The following is a 17,309-nucleotide window of genomic DNA, read 5'->3' as shown; positions in this document are numbered from 1 at the left end:
GACTTTATCGCAACAAGCGGTGGTTTATAGCTGATAGTAAAAGCCCTGTGACATGTCACAGGGCTTTTTACATCAAGGTATAGAAATGAAGATTTAAGCGGCAATACCGCAATGACGCAGCAGTGCATCAATCTGTGGCTCACGGCCGCGGAAGCGTTTGAACAACTCCATCGGCTCTTCACTACCACCCATTTCCAGAATGTTATTCAGAAAACGCTGTCCGGTTTCCGGATTGAAAATCCCTTCTTCTTCAAAACGGGAGAACGCATCGGACGAGAGCAATTCCGCCCAGAGATAGCTGTAATAACCTGCACTGTAACCCCCGGCAAAAATATGACTGAAGCTGTGCGAGAAACGGTTCCACTCCAGACTTGGCAACACCGCAACTTTTGCTTTCACTTCGGCTAACGTCTCTAGGACGCGCGGGCCGATCTCCGGATCATAGTTGGTGTGCAGGGTGAAATCGAACAGCCCGAACTCAAGCTGACGCAGGATAAACATTGCAGACTGGAAGTTTTTCGCCGCCAGCATTTTCTCCAGCATTGCTTTCGGCAGCGGTTCACCGGTTTCGTAATGACCGGAAATGAACGCAAGGGCTTCCTCTTCCCAACACCAGTTTTCCAGAAACTGACTCGGCAGTTCGACCGCATCCCACGGCACACCGTTAATCCCTGAGACGGCACCGACATCAACCAGCGTCAGCATATGGTGGATACCGTGACCAAACTCATGGAACAGCGTGACGACCTCATCGTGGGTAAACAGTGCGGGTTTGCCACCGACCGGTTTATTGAAGTTACAAGTCAGGTAAGCGACCGGAGACTGTAATTCACCGGATGATGTCACCCGACGTCCCCGGCAATCATCCATCCATGCACCACCCCGTTTGTGTTCACGGGCATACAGGTCAAGATAGAAACTGCCGCGCAGCTGCTGATTCTGATCGAAGATATCGAAGAAACGGACCGATTCATGCCATGTATCGACCCCTTCACGCTCCTGCACAGTCATCCCAAACACTCGGTTGAGCACTTCAAACAATCCGCTGACAACTTTGGACTCAGGGAAATAAGGTCGTAGCTCTTCATCCGAAATCTGGAACAAATGCTGTTTCTGCTTTTCGCTGAAATAAGCAATATCCCACAGTTCCAGTTGCTCGATACCGAAGTTTTCTTTCGCAAAATCACGCAGTTGCTGTACTTCTTTTTCACCCTGTGGTTTAGCCCGTTTGGCCAAATCATTGAGGAACGTTAGTACCTGTTCCGGAGACTCAGCCATTTTGGTTGCCAGTGACTTTTCACTGAAAGAATTAAACCCAAGCATTTTGGCAATTTCATGGCGAAGTTTAAGCTGCTCGGCAATGATATCGCTGTTATCCCACTTGCCAGCATTCGGGCCGCGATCCGAGGCGCGGGTCACATAGGCTTCATACATTTCCTGACGCAGGGCCTGATTGTCACAATAGGTCATCACCGGCAGGTAAGATGGCATTTCCAGCGTCAGCAGATAACCATCTTTCCCTTTTTCTTCAGCGGCCGCTTTTGCCGCAGCCAAGGCACTCTCCGGCAGACCGGACAATTCGCTTTCATCGGTGATATGTTTGGTCCAGCCCATGGTGGCATCAAGTACATTATTGGAGAACTTGGAGCCTAATTCAGACATCCGTTTGCTGATTTCGCCATAGCGTTTTTGCTCAGCCAGCGGCAGACCGATACCAGACAGTTCAAAATCTCTTAATGCATCACGAATCGTTTTTTGCTGAGCTTGAGACAGGGATGGGTAAGCTTCGCTGGCCCGAATTTTCTGATACGCCTCAAATAGTCCTTTATGCTGTCCGACCCATGTGCCGTATTCAGACAATAGTGGCAGACAACTTTCGTACGCTTCCCGCAATGCTTCACTGTTCACCACCGAATTCATATGGCTGATCGGTGACCAGATCCGGCTTAAGTGATCATCAACCTCTTCAATCGGGGCAATCAGGTTTTCCCAGCTCGGCTGAGTATTGCCTTCAAGCACCGCCTCGATTTTAGTCCGACAGTTGGCAATCGCCTGTTCGACCGCTGGTTTGATATGTTCAGGTTGAATCTGAGAAAACGGCGGCAAGTCCGTAAAGGTGAGCAGTGGGTTCGACATAAACGATTCCTTTTATTTTGAAAGCATCAGATACATATACCAATGATTCTCGCTGAAACGGCATCTGAAAGCCAATAGACATTACAAATAGTAAATATAGGTAGATTCTACGATTTTCAATAGCAACAGATCATCACAACGATCTTATCTTCACGTATAATCCCGGTAATTCTGTATTCATCCACATTCGGTTCGGGGAGCACACTTTGTTAAGTTACCGCCACAGTTTCCATGCAGGCAATCATGCCGATGTCCTTAAACATACGGTACAGAGTCTGATTCTGACTGCGCTGCAAAAGAAAGAGAAACCTTTCGTCTACCACGACACCCATTCGGGTGCCGGGCGGTATGATTTAACGCACGAATGGTCAGAAAAAACCGGTGAATACAAACAAGGTATTGGCCGAATCTGGCAGCAGTCACACCTGCCTCAGGCTCTGGAAAACTATCTGGCAGCGATTCAAACGCTCAACGCGTCAGAGATACTACGCTACTATCCCGGCTCACCCCGGGTCGCCAAGGCGCATTTAAGAGCACAGGATCGCATGGTGCTTACCGAACTTCATCCCAGTGATTATCCGCTGCTCCAACAAGAGTTTGCACGCGATTCTCAAGTCAGTATCTATAAAGATGACGGTTTCCGTTGTCTCAAAGCCAGCCTGCCGCCCAAAGAGCGCCGCGGGCTGGTGCTGATTGATCCGCCTTATGAGCTGGCACATGAATATCAAGACGTCGTCAAGGCGATTGCCCAGAGCTATAAACGTTGGGCCACCGGCATCTATGCGATTTGGTATCCGGTGGTTTACCGAGCCAATATAGATGATATGCTGGCAGGATTAGAATCGTTGGGAATTCGTAAAATACTACAAATCGAACTGGGGGTTGCACCAGACAACAACGAAAGGGGCATGACCGCATCCGGCATGATTGTGATTAATCCCCCTTGGACACTGGAAACTCAGATGCAAGAAATTTTACCGTATCTGCAATCGGTTATCGCACCGGAAACCGGACACACGACACTCCAGTGGGTTGTCCCTGAATAAGCTCGTGACGACCCCAGACATAGACAGACTTAGAATAACGGAGAAAGTAATGGCAACACATTTTGATTATATCTGTATCGGCGGCGGCAGTGGCGGTATCGCATCTGCTAACCGTGCAGCAAGATATGGCGCGAAAGTCGCGCTGATTGAAGCCAAAGATTTAGGCGGCACTTGTGTCAACGTCGGCTGCGTGCCGAAAAAAGTCATGTGGCATGGCGCTCAGATAGCGGAAGCCATTCATCTGTACGCTAAAGATTACGGTTTCGATGCTCAACTCAACGGTTTTGACTGGTCAAAACTGGTGGAAAGCCGTCAGGCTTATATCGGTCGGATCCACCAGTCTTATGACCGTGTTCTGGGCAACAACAAAGTCGATGTGATTCGCGGGTTCGCCAAATTTGTCGATGCGAAGACCGTCGAAGTCAACGGTGAGCATTACACTGCAGACCATATCCTGATTGCCGTCGGTGGTCGCCCGACGGTCCCGGCAATTCCGGGAGCAGAGTACGGTATCGATTCCAATGGATTTTTTGATTTGCAGGTACAGCCAAAGCGTGTGGCCGTCATCGGTGCCGGCTACATTGCGGTTGAGATTGCCGGCGTACTGAATGCCTTAGGTACAGAAACGCACCTGTTCTGCCGCAAGGAATCACCGCTGCGTAGCTTTGATCCGATGGTGATTGAAACGCTGATGGAAGTGATGGCCGCAGAAGGCCCGACACTGCATACGCACTCCGTGCCGAAATCGATTGTCAAAGAAGCAGACGGCAGCCTGACGCTACATCTGGAAAACGGGAAACAGCAAAATGTAGATCAAGTCATCTGGGCGATTGGTCGTAACCCGGCAACCGATGCGATCAATTTGGCGGCCACTGGCGTCGCAACAGATGAGAAAGGCTACATCAAAGTCGATGAGTACCAGCAAACCAACGTTGATGGTATCTATTGTGTCGGTGACATCATGGCAGGTGGCATTGAGCTCACGCCCGTCGCGGTCAAAGCCGGACGTCAATTGTCTGAACGGCTGTTCAACCACAAGCCCGATGCGAAAATGGACTACAATTTGGTTCCGACCGTGGTCTTCAGTCACCCGCCAATCGGCACGATTGGTCTGACTGAGCCCGAAGCAATTGCTAAGTTTGGCGAAGACAATGTCAAAGTCTACCAGTCGAGTTTTACTGCGATGTATACCGCTGTCACCCAACACCGTCAGCCATGCCGGATGAAACTGGTCTGCGTCGGTCCGGATGAAAAAGTGGTCGGCCTGCACGGGATTGGCTTTACGGTCGATGAAATGATTCAAGGCTTCGCTGTGGCGATGAAGATGGGCGCAACCAAAGCCGACTTCGATGCAGTTGTGGCCATTCACCCGACCGGCTCGGAAGAGTTCGTTACCATGTAGATCAGTGTCTGGAAAATCCACTCTGTAGATTTGTAAATTCTGGAAACCTACTAGCCTCTATGTATATAAAATACATTGGAGGTTAGTATGGGTACTGTCGTAAATTCGAACAAAAGAAAGGAATTCGTTGAAAGCCGATTCATGACTGCCTGAATAAAATCTAAGTGCTTAAGCTTTCTATCCATTTCATACACCAAATATCGACTCATTAGGGATGTTTTTCACAATATTGTAGTTTTCCTTGTTATCTCGAATAGCAACGGCCATATCCAAATAACTGTTAACATTCTTAATGAAATCAATCCACTTCACAGACTTTATATATGATGACTCACCCAAAAAAATTGTATCAGCTTCATGCTCTGAACAATCACTAAATGTAGGTTTTTTTATGTTGAACATATTTTCCTTCATTATTTTAAAAAGGAAATTTGTGTGAAGTGTTCGACATTTACATACAGAGCAGGTGTTGTCCTCTATAAAATAATCATATGAACCATCTCTGTCAGGCAAGACGACAGCTAGAATCGCATTGGAACGGCTAGTAACACCGTTACGGGTAGACTCTCTCAAGGAGTATGAGATTTCCCATGGGATCCATTGATCAATTTCTGATTCCCACACAGATTTCATCCCTTTTGAAACCAGAACGATTGTTACACTACTATCATAAATTTTACTTCTGAGCCTTGATTCAATAGTACCATCTTTGAATGCGCTCAAATCCTCCCCATCAGCCTCTCCTTTGTTTATATGATCTTCTTCACTGAGAGAGGCTTGAAGCTCATCCACATAACTTCGAACTGTTGTTGTATCAAAAATACTGTTAGTAAGTGCCTTGACCTGATTATCGGCATATTTGTAAGAAACAAAAATTTTTCGCCCCATGTACCTATTCCTCCATAGAAATATTTGGAAAACCCTAAGTTAACCAGCTCAATAGACGATTTGTTTAATAATAAGCACTTTAGTTTATACCGGTCAAAAGGAAACCCTAGAAAGTGTGGAGAAGACAGCTAGAAGCGAGGCTACGTTCACAGGTGCAGTAAGCAGTAAGAAGAAAATGAATATTCACAATTAAATATTTAACTACTTGCTCTTGGCTTCCAATATCTATCTTGAATATTCTTTGGCTGAATATCAGGGCTACTATACCGCTCCTCACGCACATCTATATCTAGTTGATGGTGGAATAGTCGTACATAATCTAATTCATAACGAAGATCATCACCAATTAATTTTGGATTCATTACTTCTAGTTCTTTTGCAACTTCTAATGTAGCACCGCCAGTTGAAACTATAGGGATAATATCTTTGCCCGGTTGATATTTTTGAAATAGATGGAATTCATCAATAATCCCCGCCATTCCACCAATGAAAATAGCAGATTTGAAACTGTTTTCAGTGAACATCTGCTCTCTCATTCGGAGTAGGCTTTCTTTAATATCACCATCGATGCGATCTGTGTAAACAACATTTTTAAAGGCTTCATTATCCTCTGGAAATTGATCTTTAAAAAATAATGATTGGTATAGTTTTACCCACTTACCATAGTCAACGCCCATCTCATCTGCCACAACCTTTATCATCGGTGTTATTGCTGGATGACCACCCCAAACTAAAACTCTACGACCCAAAGTTACATGCACTAATGCTCTAACTGCAGAAGTTATGGCCACCGAATCAGAGGACTCAGCGAATTCCGGAGCTCTTTTCGGGTCAGGTACACTGGCAGATAGAAAAATAAAATCATCCATCTTCATTCCTCCCACGCAGCTAATTCCCAAGCCGCATCACCGATTTTTAAACCTCGAACAGATTTAATATTTTCATTCAACCACTTTAGATGGTTAGACCATGTATCTCGAATGCCTAATGCATCGTACACGAGGACAGGGACTTCCTCACTAAAGTTCGATTGAGCTTGGACGGCGATCTTATTTAAAGTTTCTGCTGTTGGAACACCGACAACAGGGTATACCCATAGTTTTCTCTCATCCAGAAGACGAATAGCAATGGCTCTATGTGCACCAACCCCCTCATAATTGGCACCAATCCTTTCAACTTCAGAACGTAAACGACCAGTAATAGACATATATCTAGCAGCAATACTGCGGCTTCTAATACTTTCTAGTTTTGTAACTATTTCATCTGTTCTTTCTGAGGTTATAGGACCAATATCATTTTCTAAATCGTCCTCTTCTAGGTAAACCGTTTCGGCCAACTCTGTCATTTTACTTGGCTGATAATTCGGCCACACCACACGTAATACATGGATCCCCTTAGCGAGAGCTCGCCCAATTTCCTGGCGAGTCCATTTGCTATCAAAGTATGTTGGAGTATCTAACATTACTAGAACATCAGAATCACAAAGTTTATGCCAAAGAGCGTCCTGAAAAGGTTCTCCTGGACGGATATCATGAGTATCTAGAAAAACATCAAACCCTTTTGCAATTAGAACATCATGTATCTGCAAAGCTGCATCACGCGATTCTGTCCGTCGATAACTGACAAATACTCGCCTTTGTTCACGCAATAAGCCTGTACATTCCATCATCAGGTTTGCAAGCCCTTTCATTTCAGGGTCTTGTCTACTTAGGCAATAGCCATTTATCGGCTTTAGAAACTCTGGAATATGCTCAGAAAATAACTCAAAACTGCTCACAACTGGAATAATAGGAACACTGTCATCGTATAACGAACGAGCTGCTTCAGAATCAACTTGAGGATTGGAACCAAAATAGACAGCAGTGAAAGCAGAAGCTCTATCCCGTTGCCCCACAGTGTTAGCATCATAGATTTTGATTTCATCATCTATATGAAGACCAAATTCAGATACAACCTGTTCAATAGAGTCTCTTAAGGTTTGTCGCTGTTCGTCAGTAACATTACCTAGAATAGCAAACTCATAAATACTCATAATATTAACGTCCTGCAGCTTTAGCTGCTTTCTCTATCCAAGTAGCAAGGTTGTTATAACCATTGTCATTTACCCAGTCATAGGTTTCATAAAGCTCTGAGAAACAAACTTTACGCCCATTTTTTTCTATGGACCAATAGTCTAGTGGGTTCTTCCCTTGGGTGTCGCTACCTTTTTGAGGATCTTTAATTCGATGGATATCTATTGCAAGTATGCCTTTATTTAGTTCATAACTTCGCTTGATTTCATGACGCACCCATTTTCTTTCATAAGTCTCAGCGCCAAATAGAATTACTGTAACTGATGTTCCCTTGAGTTGCTCCTCAATCCACTGCTCAATACCGCCGGAACGTCTCTTCGCTTCTTCAAACTCAGCCTTGTCATAGAAAGGCTGAGCCTCCCCCTCAGGTCGAACAACCCAAGAATTTCGAACCTGAACGACACGTCTAACATCGCGCTCGTAATGAAAACTAAAGAATACTTTTCTAGCCATATATTACTCCCAAACAATTATCAAAATCACAGTGTTACTCCGCTACCCACATAGAGAGGTTGACAATTCTTAGCTAGTACTTATCAGGTGAAACACCATTCAACCAATTTTTTATTGAACAGTAGTCGGCTCTAACGCTATTAATCCAAATAGTATCGGCAACTACATCTATATACGGGTAAAGCCCCAAGTATTCTTGACCGACAAAAGAATTTTCATCTGATTGTGCAATCGGAAATATGGCAATTTTACCTTTTATTCCATCAAAGTACCCGCACTCCCAAGGCATCCACTTACTGAAAGTAGAGTTCGAAGAAGTTGCAAAAAGTAAAGACTGGCACTGAGACATGCGTTTCCGTAACGTTGCGGCTGTTTCCGCATTAACTGACGAACGGTCTAGCTCTTGCTCATCAATCCAGTCTACATATACAGACAGCTTATGTTCCTCTAAGTAGTTTTTTACCGCAAAGACTAAGTCCTTATCCAAATAACTATGAGATAGAAAAATATCAAATTGTTCATGGTCAAGACTCCGGTTAGAAGCACTTTCAAGATAAACGTTACTTTTTCTTAAGTACGACCTTAAGTCCGATTCTTTTAATAAAGCCACTGTTATCCTCAAATAAGCAAGGTAGGAACATTTACACTTAACACCTAATGTAAACGAATCTCAGGTGAACATAGTGATCTAAGTTCATATTGGAATATGATTTAATACTGGTCAAACGGGAATGTTGAAAAGTGTAATGAAAATCGTAGGTTAAAGTATGCTATCGCAGAGTCGGTGAGCAAATTCTTCTGATGACAAGAATCTGGAAAATGATAAGGTAGATAATAAAGTTTTAGGAAAATTAGTAAGAAATTGCTATTTTTCTGGAAAAGGCTGAAAAGCCTTACCATACAAACCTTTCCAGATTTATTTCAGAAATCGCCTGTGGCAGTAGATCCATACCATGTAGATCATCACCGACAGAACATACTTTGAATCAGCAACTAGCCCACCGGTGCATCATATGCCGGTGGGCTAGTTTCGTATGGCTGACTCATTCACTCATCCCTGATATCACGCGCACCTCCGACCGGAGGGTAACCAATCATAATGACCACTAATTATTACGAAAATATGAAGTGATGCGATTTTATTTATTCAATCAATTTAAATTAATGATTTTTAATCAATTTAAATAATGAATTTGACTTACAAGCAGAACCCATGCATAAAATATTGGCTGTTAGGCGTTAAAAATAATTAGACATCAAAAGGAAAAACAGTGAAAACCAATGCGATATTATCAGTGGCACTGATGGCTGTATCAGGTTTATCTTGGGCCAGTGACGACATCTGTCAGCCGAAAAGTTATGAAATGGCGTTACGCTACCAACAACAGTCTGCTGAAATCAAAGCGATTCAGCTGCAAACCTATCATTTAGCGACGGAACGTCTGCATACCATCTTAAAGCAGAGCGACCAAAAGCCCCAAGAACTGGCTGTTGTGCTCGATCTCGATGAGACTGTTCTTGATAATACCCCTTTGCTGGTACGTGATATGGAAAACTGTGTCGATTACACCACTTGGGATACTTGGTCAGACTGGGAGATCAAGGGCCATCCGACGCTGATCCCGGGCGCTAAAGCCTTTATTGATCAGGCAAACAAACTGGGACTGAATATTTACTATGTGTCTGACCGTTTTAATGAAAACAAGTCTTATACCATCGAGACCCTGAAAGCATTAGGAATCCCACAAGCTGAGAAAAGTCATGTGCTGCTTTATGGAAAAACCAAGGAGCAACGTCGTCAGTCAGTCGCTGCCCGGCACAAGATTATCATGTTACTGGGTGACAGTTTGCCAGATTTTGCTGCCGGGTTTAAAAACAAACAGGATACCGACTATAACCGAAATTTAGTTGAGAAGCATAAAGCCCACCTAGGCGTCGATTGGTTTGTTTTGCCGAATGCAAGTTACGGAGCCTGGAAAAAAGCATCGTTAAACTCTTGGAGCGAGAAATAAGTATCCCTTGCGATTACGCCTCTGACAGAATAGTCAGAGGCACCTATATCGTTTCAGATCTGAATGTCACCGCTTACTGATAACGATAAGACTCGTTGAAGTGCTTAAAGATCAATTTGAGCGCCGAGTGCTGCGCCTCAGAGAGTCCCGTGAATTTCAAGCCATAGTCATAGTTCTCCTGTTGCTGCTTGGTATGAACAATGTTGGCTTTGACAATCAGTGGATTCGGGCCGGAATGTTTTAGTTGCTCAGGTAAATGGAACTGAAGTGTCACGATCTCTTTGCCATCTAATGCCGATGTTGTGCGAATCTTAATCCCATCCATACTGATATCACTGGTAATCCCTTCGATAGTCCGTTGACCTTGTAATAACTTCACCCGCAGTTTATTGCCCGCCCGCGGAGAGTTGCGCTGCTCACCTTGTGCTTTAGCGACAACTTCACTGACATGGGTTTTGAAGCCGTTGATTTGTTGATCCAACTGTTCAGAGATATCGTACAAGTCACCCGCAACCATTGAGGTCGTCCCTGCTTTATCAGAGCTTTCCGTTAATACCACAAACAGGTCTTTGAGTTTATCATCCAAATAATTCAAGTTTTTGGTTTGCTGCTGATTATACTGCTGGATGGTTTCGGTACTTGTCGTGGTATCACCGATACCATCAGACATCGAGGTGAATGCTTCTACCGTTTTCTCTGATGTTTGTTGTGATTGGTACACGGCTGAAACCACCGACTGCATAGAAACCACTGAACTTTCAACCTTTTCAGTCAACTGGCTGATCAAGTCTGAAATATCCTTGCTGGAACTGGATGTTCTTCCCGCAAGGTTTCTCACTTCATCGGCAACAACGGCAAATCCTCGTCCCTGTTCTCCTGCCCGGGCGGCTTCGATGGCCGCATTTAAAGCTAACAAATTGGTTTGTTCTGCAATGTTATGAATCGATTCTGTGATTTCATTAATCTGGGCGGTAAAGTTTTTCAGCGCTTCCATCTGCTCAGATGCGTTATTGACCGACACCACCGCTTTTTTCAATTCCTCAATACTTTCATTGACATAAACAATACCTTCTTGTGCGATCGTCAAGGTGTCTTGTGAGATTTGGGAGGTGCGTTCGATGGTGTCACTGACAATCTGAGAGGTTTCCAGCAACGAGTTGATTGCTGTGCTGACTTCAGATGAGTTTTCGCGCTGCGCTTTGCTGCCACTGGATATCTCCGTAGAAACATCCGCCACTTGCTGGGCAGAATGTGCCATCTGACGACTGTTACGTTTCACCAAATTAATCACGTGATGCAAAGATGCTCTCATTTGTTCGATATTCTTCAACAGTGATCCAAGCTCATTTTTGCCAAAGACTTGATTACCATCACTCACTAGATTTCCGGACGATATCCGATCGGTGGTCTCCAGTGCTTGATTAACCGTTCTCAGAACACTTCTGGCAACCAGCGTAACCACGATGATTGACAGCAGAATCGCCAATATTGCAGCAATGACTTGGTTACGCTCCATGGCTAAGATCTTCTGGTCTGATTCCTCAGCAAACAGAGAAACCGCAATATTCATGTTTTGAAGGATTGCTAAACTTTGCTCATTAATTTTTTGCAGTACTTCAGGTTGAGCATCGGCACCGGAGATATTGGCCATCATCTGTTGCTGTTCACGCCACAAGGCCATCACTTTATTAAGCTGTTGAGATGCTTTTTCTGACGCTGGCGGGAGAGTCACCGGTTGTTGCATGGTCAAATCCAAGTAGGTTTGACCACCTTTATTCAGCGCCTCTAACGAGACTTCAAACAGTTTTTGGGTCGCATTAATTTTGGATAAATCAGGAGCTTTATTGGTCAGGGTCGCCTGTTGTAACGCTAAAAAAAACTCCTTGGTAATTTTTTGCGAAAGCATTCGCTCACGCCCCGCAATATTGATGACTAAGCTATCATTTTTTTGCAGGTTGAGCGCGATAACGGTATAAGAGACCAAGCCTGTAATCACAATCACGAAGAACAACGTTAACATTTGTAGTATTCGCTTTAACGAGACATTTTCCATCCAAGTCACGAGTAATTTTATCGGCTGCATCTGTTATCCTTAAGCATCGTACGGGGCGAACGTATCTATGTAACCAAGTATCTATACCACCAATAAATAACGTATAGGTTACTTACTACTGATATGCAATTGCATGGGTCTGAGTTCAGTTTTATCCCCTGATGACTTCACATTAATACGAGATTGTTTGAATCGTTGAAACCCAATAGAAGAATAAAATATATGGGATGCTGTGCCGTGTGGATCCGGGTTGACGCCAATTTGGTTTGAACATTGCTCACACGCCCGTAATTCACAGCTTTGACTCTGGTATCCGCAGTATCCATATCTCGACAAAGCGCACAAAATATGAACCCAAGCTAACGAAGGGGTTCAGTCAATCTCTCTGAGAATTCCACATTTAGCGTGATCGATTCATCCAATATAGCCCATTAGATGCTGTATACATGGACAATTATGCTACCGAAATCTATTTGTGATTAAGCTCTCGCATCGCTCAATTATTGCTCATTACTATAATTGTGGCACCTTGACTGGTCCCATAACTATTTTGATTACAACAACAAAAGTAACGTGAAACTAAAAGGGAATCCTATGTTAAAACAAATAGCAATCGCGACAGCGATAGGTAGCATCTTGCTATCAGGAAGTTTATTGGCAAAAACACTCACTGTTGGCTTTTCACAAATCGGTTCTGAATCTGGCTGGCGTGCAGCCGAGACCAGCGTGGCAAAAACGGAAGCAGAAAAACGAGGGATTACTCTGAAGATCTCTGATGCCCAGCAGAAGCAAGAAAACCAAATCAAAGCCGTCCGCTCTTTTATTGCTCAAGGTGTCGATGCAATTTTTATTGCACCTGTCGTTCAGACAGGCTGGGAACCGGTACTGGAAGAAGCACGTGACTATAATATTCCTGTATTTTTGTTAGACCGGGGCATTACTGTCGATGATGACTCTCTGTATATGACATCCGTCGCTGCCGACAGTGTCCATGAAGGTGAAGTGGCCGGTAACTGGCTGATCGATAAAGTCAATGGCAAAAAATGTAATGTGGTTGAATTACAAGGTACCGTTGGTGCCAGTGTGGCTTTAGACCGTAAAGAAGGGTTCGCCAACGCGATTGGTAAAGCGTCTAATGTTAATATTATCCGTACTCAATCTGGTGACTTTACTCGCAGTAAAGGCAAAGAAGTCATGGAAAGTTTTATCAAAGCAGAAGCCAACGGAAAAAATATTTGTGCGGTCTATGCGCATAACGATGATATGGCAATCGGTGCGATTCAAGCGATTAAGGAAGCGGGTCTGAAACCGGGCAGTGATATCTTGATTGTGTCTATCGACGGTGTTCCTGATATTTTCAAAGCGATGATGGCCGGTGAAGCAAACGCTTCTGTTGAACTGACACCGAATATGGCTGGTCCTGCATTTGACGCACTCATCGCCTATAAAAAAGACGGCACAATTCCTCCTAAACATATTACAACTGAATCTAAATTCTTTGAACCTGCCGATGCACCAGCACAACTGGAGCTGAAAAAAGACATGGGTTATTAACCTGAAGGCAATGAGACCGGATGGTCATTAATCCTGAATTGTCCCGCCAAACCACAAGGTGAGGCGGGATGAAAGTCAGCCACAATTGGAGTGATTATGTCATTGGAAAATAATAATGACATCGTTTTACATGCCAAAGGGATTTGCAAATATTTTCCCGGAGTACGCGCCCTGAATAATGTTGATTTTATGCTGAGAAAGGGTGAAATCATGGCATTGCTTGGCGAAAACGGTGCAGGAAAGTCCACATTAATTAAGTCACTGACTGGGGTTTATCAGCGTGACGGCGGTGAAATTATTTTAGATGGAAAATCCATCAATCCGCAAAGTACCGCTGATGCGCAAGCGTTGGGAATCGGTACGGTTTATCAAGAGGTCAATCTGCTGCCGAATATGTCCATTATGGATAACCTGTTTATTGGCCACGAACCCAAAAAATTTGGTTTCGTTGATCGCAAAACCATGCAGACCAAAGCGCGAGAGATAGTCAGGCAATACAACCTCAATATCGATGTCACTCAACCGCTCAATCATTTTTCTGTCGCGATTCAGCAAGTGATCGCCATCGCGAGAGCGGTGTCACTTTCTGCAAAAATTCTGATTCTCGACGAGCCGACCGCCAGTCTGGACAGTAATGAAGTAGAAATGCTGTATGGCATCATGCGTGATTTGCGCGACCAAGGGATCAGTCTGGTCTTTATTACCCACTTTTTAGATCAGGTCTACGCAGTGAGTGATCGCATCACGATACTCAGAAATGGAGAATTGGTTGGTTCCGAGGAGACGGCCAAACTACCGCGTATTGAGTTAATCAAAATGATGCTCGGTCGTGAGCTCGAAGACAACGCACTGGCAAGAGTCGGCAAAACCCGCCTTAGTGATAACCCTATCGCGAAATTTGTTCAGTTCGGTAAAAAAGGCACCATTGAGCCGTTTGATCTTGACGTCTATCCCGGTGAAATCGTCGGTTTAGCCGGTTTGCTCGGCTCCGGCAGGACCGAAACCGCACAAGTCATTTTCGGGATTGAGCCCAATGACAGCGGTGAGAGCTATATCAAAAACAAGCCGGTCAAAATCCGTTCGGCCCGACAAGCCTCATCTTTAGGGCTCGGTTTTTGCCCCGAAGACCGAAAAACCGACGGCATTATTGCATCGGCATCGGTACGAGAAAATATCATTCTGGCACTACAGGCCCAGCGAGGCTGGTTCCGCCCCCTGTCCCGGGCAGAGCAAGAAGACGCCTCGAAACGTTTTATCAACCAGTTGTCGATCAAAACCCCAAACATGGAACAACCGATCGAATTCTTATCGGGCGGTAATCAGCAAAAAGTCCTCCTCGCCCGATGGTTATTAACCAAACCGAAGTTTCTAATCCTCGATGAGCCAACCCGGGGGATCGATGTCGGGGCGCACGCAGAAATTATTCGTCTGATTGAATCCTTGTGTGCCAACGGACTGGGCTTGCTGGTCATCTCTTCCGAGCTGGAAGAACTGGTCGGTTACGCTGATCGCGTGATTGTGCTGAGAGATCGAAAACAAGTGGCAGAAATTCCGGCGGAAAATCTGTCTGTCCCCAACATCATGCAAGCGATTGCTATGTGAGGCGCGTTATGGATACATCAAGTTTACGGGCACATTTCAGCTCGGACTGGAAACAGAAGTTACCCAAAGGCACGCCGCAAATTGCAGCGCTTATCTGTGTGCTACTCATCAATAGCTTAGCCGCAGACAACTTCTTTTCTATCAATATACAAGACGGCAGACTATTCGGCAGTGTGATCGATATCCTCAACCGTTGCTCCCCGGTGGCACTATTAACCATTGGCATGACATTGGTGATTGCCACCGGCGGGATCGATTTATCCGTCGGTGCGGTGATGGCGATCAGTGGTGCAACCTTTGCCAGTCTGGCGACTCAGGGCTATCCGGTGGCGGTAATTATTCTGATCTCATTGCTGGCGGGTGCTTTATGCGGTTTATGGAACGGCTTTCTGGTCGCGGTCTTTAAAATACAGCCGATCGTTGCCACGCTGATCCTGATGGTTGCCGGACGAGGGATTGCCCAGCTCATCACCGAAGGGCAAATCGTAACCTTTAATAATGAAACGTTAGCTTGGATCGGCAGTGGCTCTTTCCTCTATCTGCCGACACCGGTCGTAATCACGATTGTGGTCGCGGTGGCAATCTGGCTACTGACTCAGAAAACCGCATTAGGGCTGTTTATTGAATCCGTCGGGATCAATATCCGTGCAGCTAAAAATGCCGGAATCAATGCGCCAACGGTGGTGATCTCCACTTACGTGATCAGTGGGATTACTGCGGCTGTTGCCGGCATGATTGTCGCCGCGGATATCCGCGGCGCCGATGCCAACAATGCAGGCTTGTGGCTGGAAATGGATGCGATTCTCGCAGTGGTCATCGGGGGAACCTCCCTTGCCGGGGGACGTTTTAATCTCTTTATTGCTCTGATTGGCGCCCTGATCATTCAAGGTGTGAACACCGGAATTCTGCTTTCCGGCTATCAGCCCCAATGGAATCAAATCGTCAAAGCGATTGTGGTGTTACTGGTTCTGGTGATGCAATCTCCGGCTGTGGTGCAACTGCTGAAAGGAGGACGCCAGCATGGTAAAGCGTAATTTGCCACTCGTAATTACGATTCTGGTATTTATCATTGGTTACCTGATCTGCTTGGTTGAGTTTCCGGCTTTTGCATCGACTCGGGTGATTTGTAATATTCTGACGGACAATGCCTTTTTGGGAATCGTCGCAGTCGGCATGACCTTTGTCATCCTTTCCGGCGGGATTGATTTATCCGTTGGCGCGGTGATTGCGTTTACCGGTGTTTTTCTGGCGAAAATGATTGGTGACTGGCAGGTCGCACCACAATTGGCCATGGTGATTGTCCTCATCATGGGCGGTGCATTTGGTGCCGGAATGGGATGGTTGATACACACCTTAAAAATCCCCCCGTTCATCATTACGCTGGCCGGGATGTTTTTCTTACGGGGAACCAGCTTCCTGATCTCAGAACAATCACTGCCGATTACCCATCCATTTTTTCGGGAGCTTTCCCGCAGTATGTGGAAAATCGCCGGTGGCGGACGTCTGAGTTTGTTAGCCGTGATTATGCTGGCTGTGGTGATTATCGGTATTTTAGTCGCTCATCGCACACGCTTTGGTAATAATGTGTATGCCATCGGCGGGAATGCCGTTTCCGCAGGATTAATGGGGGTTGCCGTAAAGCAAACTACAATCGGTATTTACATGCTGTCCGCCTTATTGGCAACGACTGCCGGAATTGTGTTCGCGATCTACACGTCTGCCGGTTATCCGCTCGCTGCAGTCGGCGTTGAGCTGGATGCCATTGCTGCGGTCGTGATCGGGGGAACGTTACTGTCCGGTGGCGTCGGGACGGTGTTCGGTTCGCTGTTCGGTGTGCTGATTCAAGGGCTGATTCAGACCTATATTACCTTTGACGGCACACTGAGTTCATGGTGGACCAAAATCATCATCGGCATTCTGTTGTTTGCTTTCATCGGATTGCAGCGATTGCTGATTGTGATTTCAGAACGAAATAAAGTGGTGAACACCATGAAGGCCGTCACTGCGGAAGGCACTTAGCAAGTTGTGGTTTCCGTACTGCATCAAAGACAAAGCCGCTGTTTTACAGCGGCCTTGTCAATGAAATCTCTT

The 17,309-nt window shown here is 45.3% G+C and carries 14 protein-coding genes; 7 read left to right on the top strand and 7 right to left on the bottom strand.

Annotated features, from left to right (window positions below; translation table 11 throughout):
• Positions 1 to 93 precede the first annotated feature (93 nt).
• Positions 94 to 2,136 carry an oligopeptidase A gene (prlC, locus tag VRK_RS00170; protein WP_059119552.1) on the bottom strand — a complete coding sequence of 681 codons (2,043 nt, stop codon included), beginning with the start codon at positions 2,134 to 2,136 and terminating at the stop codon, positions 94 to 96.
• Between the two features lie 206 nt (positions 2,137 to 2,342).
• Between prlC and VRK_RS00165 the strand changes: the two genes are divergently transcribed.
• Positions 2,343 to 3,182 (top strand): 23S rRNA (adenine(2030)-N(6))-methyltransferase RlmJ, encoded by an 840-nt coding sequence (locus VRK_RS00165; protein ID WP_059119551.1) that lies wholly within the window; start codon positions 2,343 to 2,345, stop codon positions 3,180 to 3,182.
• 49 nt (positions 3,183 to 3,231) lie between these two features.
• Positions 3,232 to 4,584, top strand: a complete 1,353-nt coding sequence (gene gorA / locus VRK_RS00160) for a glutathione-disulfide reductase (protein ID WP_059119550.1) — start codon at positions 3,232 to 3,234, stop codon at positions 4,582 to 4,584.
• 186 nt (positions 4,585 to 4,770) lie between these two features.
• Here gorA and VRK_RS00155 read toward each other — a convergent pair whose 3' ends face one another.
• The 5 genes from VRK_RS00155 to VRK_RS00135 form a co-directional block, all read right to left on the bottom strand.
• Entirely contained in the window at positions 4,771 to 5,472 is a 702-nt protein-coding gene (locus tag VRK_RS00155) for a TIR domain-containing protein (protein ID WP_059119549.1), read from the bottom strand.
• Positions 5,473 to 5,669: 197 nt separating this feature from the next.
• Positions 5,670 to 6,341, bottom strand: a complete 672-nt coding sequence (locus tag VRK_RS00150) for an SLOG domain-containing protein (RefSeq protein ID WP_059119548.1) — start codon at positions 6,339 to 6,341, stop codon at positions 5,670 to 5,672.
• A 2-nt stretch (positions 6,342 to 6,343) separates the two neighbouring features.
• Entirely contained in the window at positions 6,344 to 7,504 is a 1,161-nt protein-coding gene (locus VRK_RS00145) for a toll/interleukin-1 receptor domain-containing protein (protein ID WP_059119547.1), read from the bottom strand.
• Between the two features lie 4 nt (positions 7,505 to 7,508).
• The gene (locus VRK_RS00140) at positions 7,509 to 7,997 is read right to left on the bottom strand and encodes a TIR domain-containing protein (RefSeq protein ID WP_059119546.1); all 489 of its coding nucleotides are present in this window, start codon (positions 7,995 to 7,997) and stop codon (positions 7,509 to 7,511) included.
• Positions 7,998 to 8,070: 73 nt separating this feature from the next.
• Positions 8,071 to 8,607 (bottom strand): TIR domain-containing protein, encoded by a 537-nt coding sequence (locus VRK_RS00135; protein WP_059119545.1) that lies wholly within the window; start codon positions 8,605 to 8,607, stop codon positions 8,071 to 8,073.
• Positions 8,608 to 9,268: 661 nt separating this feature from the next.
• On the opposite strand from VRK_RS00135, the gene VRK_RS00130 reads away from it, so the two are divergent.
• Positions 9,269 to 10,009 carry a 5'-nucleotidase, lipoprotein e(P4) family gene (locus VRK_RS00130; RefSeq protein WP_197413038.1) on the top strand — a complete coding sequence of 247 codons (741 nt, stop codon included), beginning with the start codon at positions 9,269 to 9,271 and terminating at the stop codon, positions 10,007 to 10,009.
• Positions 10,010 to 10,082: 73 nt separating this feature from the next.
• Here the strand turns inward: VRK_RS00130 and VRK_RS00125 are convergent, their stop codons facing one another.
• Complete coding sequence (locus tag VRK_RS00125; protein WP_059119544.1) at positions 10,083 to 12,092, bottom strand: methyl-accepting chemotaxis protein; 2,010 nt, start codon at positions 12,090 to 12,092, stop codon at positions 10,083 to 10,085.
• Between the two features lie 564 nt (positions 12,093 to 12,656).
• On the opposite strand from VRK_RS00125, the gene ytfQ reads away from it, so the two are divergent.
• The 4 genes from ytfQ (at position 12,657) to yjfF (ending at position 17,237) form a co-directional block, all read left to right on the top strand.
• Positions 12,657 to 13,616 carry a galactofuranose ABC transporter, galactofuranose-binding protein YtfQ gene (gene ytfQ, locus VRK_RS00120; protein WP_059119543.1) on the top strand — a complete coding sequence of 320 codons (960 nt, stop codon included), beginning with the start codon at positions 12,657 to 12,659 and terminating at the stop codon, positions 13,614 to 13,616.
• A 96-nt stretch (positions 13,617 to 13,712) separates the two neighbouring features.
• On the top strand, positions 13,713 to 15,218 hold the full coding sequence (ytfR, locus tag VRK_RS00115) for a galactofuranose ABC transporter, ATP-binding protein YtfR (RefSeq protein WP_059119542.1): 1,506 nt from the start codon (positions 13,713 to 13,715) through the stop codon (positions 15,216 to 15,218).
• A gap of 8 nt (positions 15,219 to 15,226) precedes the next feature.
• Positions 15,227 to 16,252 carry a galactofuranose ABC transporter, ATP-binding protein YtfT gene (ytfT, locus tag VRK_RS00110; RefSeq protein WP_059119541.1) on the top strand — a complete coding sequence of 342 codons (1,026 nt, stop codon included), beginning with the start codon at positions 15,227 to 15,229 and terminating at the stop codon, positions 16,250 to 16,252.
• Positions 16,239 to 17,237, top strand: a complete 999-nt coding sequence (yjfF, locus tag VRK_RS00105) for a galactofuranose ABC transporter, permease protein YjfF (protein WP_059119540.1) — start codon at positions 16,239 to 16,241, stop codon at positions 17,235 to 17,237. Before ytfT ends, yjfF begins: the two co-directional genes overlap by 14 nt.
• The last annotated feature ends 72 nt before the right edge of the window (positions 17,238 to 17,309 follow it).

The organism is Vibrio sp. MEBiC08052, from assembly GCF_001506075.1.
Classification (GTDB): Bacteria; Pseudomonadota; Gammaproteobacteria; order Enterobacterales; family Vibrionaceae; genus Vibrio.
Note: the sequence above shows the minus strand (reverse complement) of the source record. Positions and strands in the feature narration are given on the sequence as shown.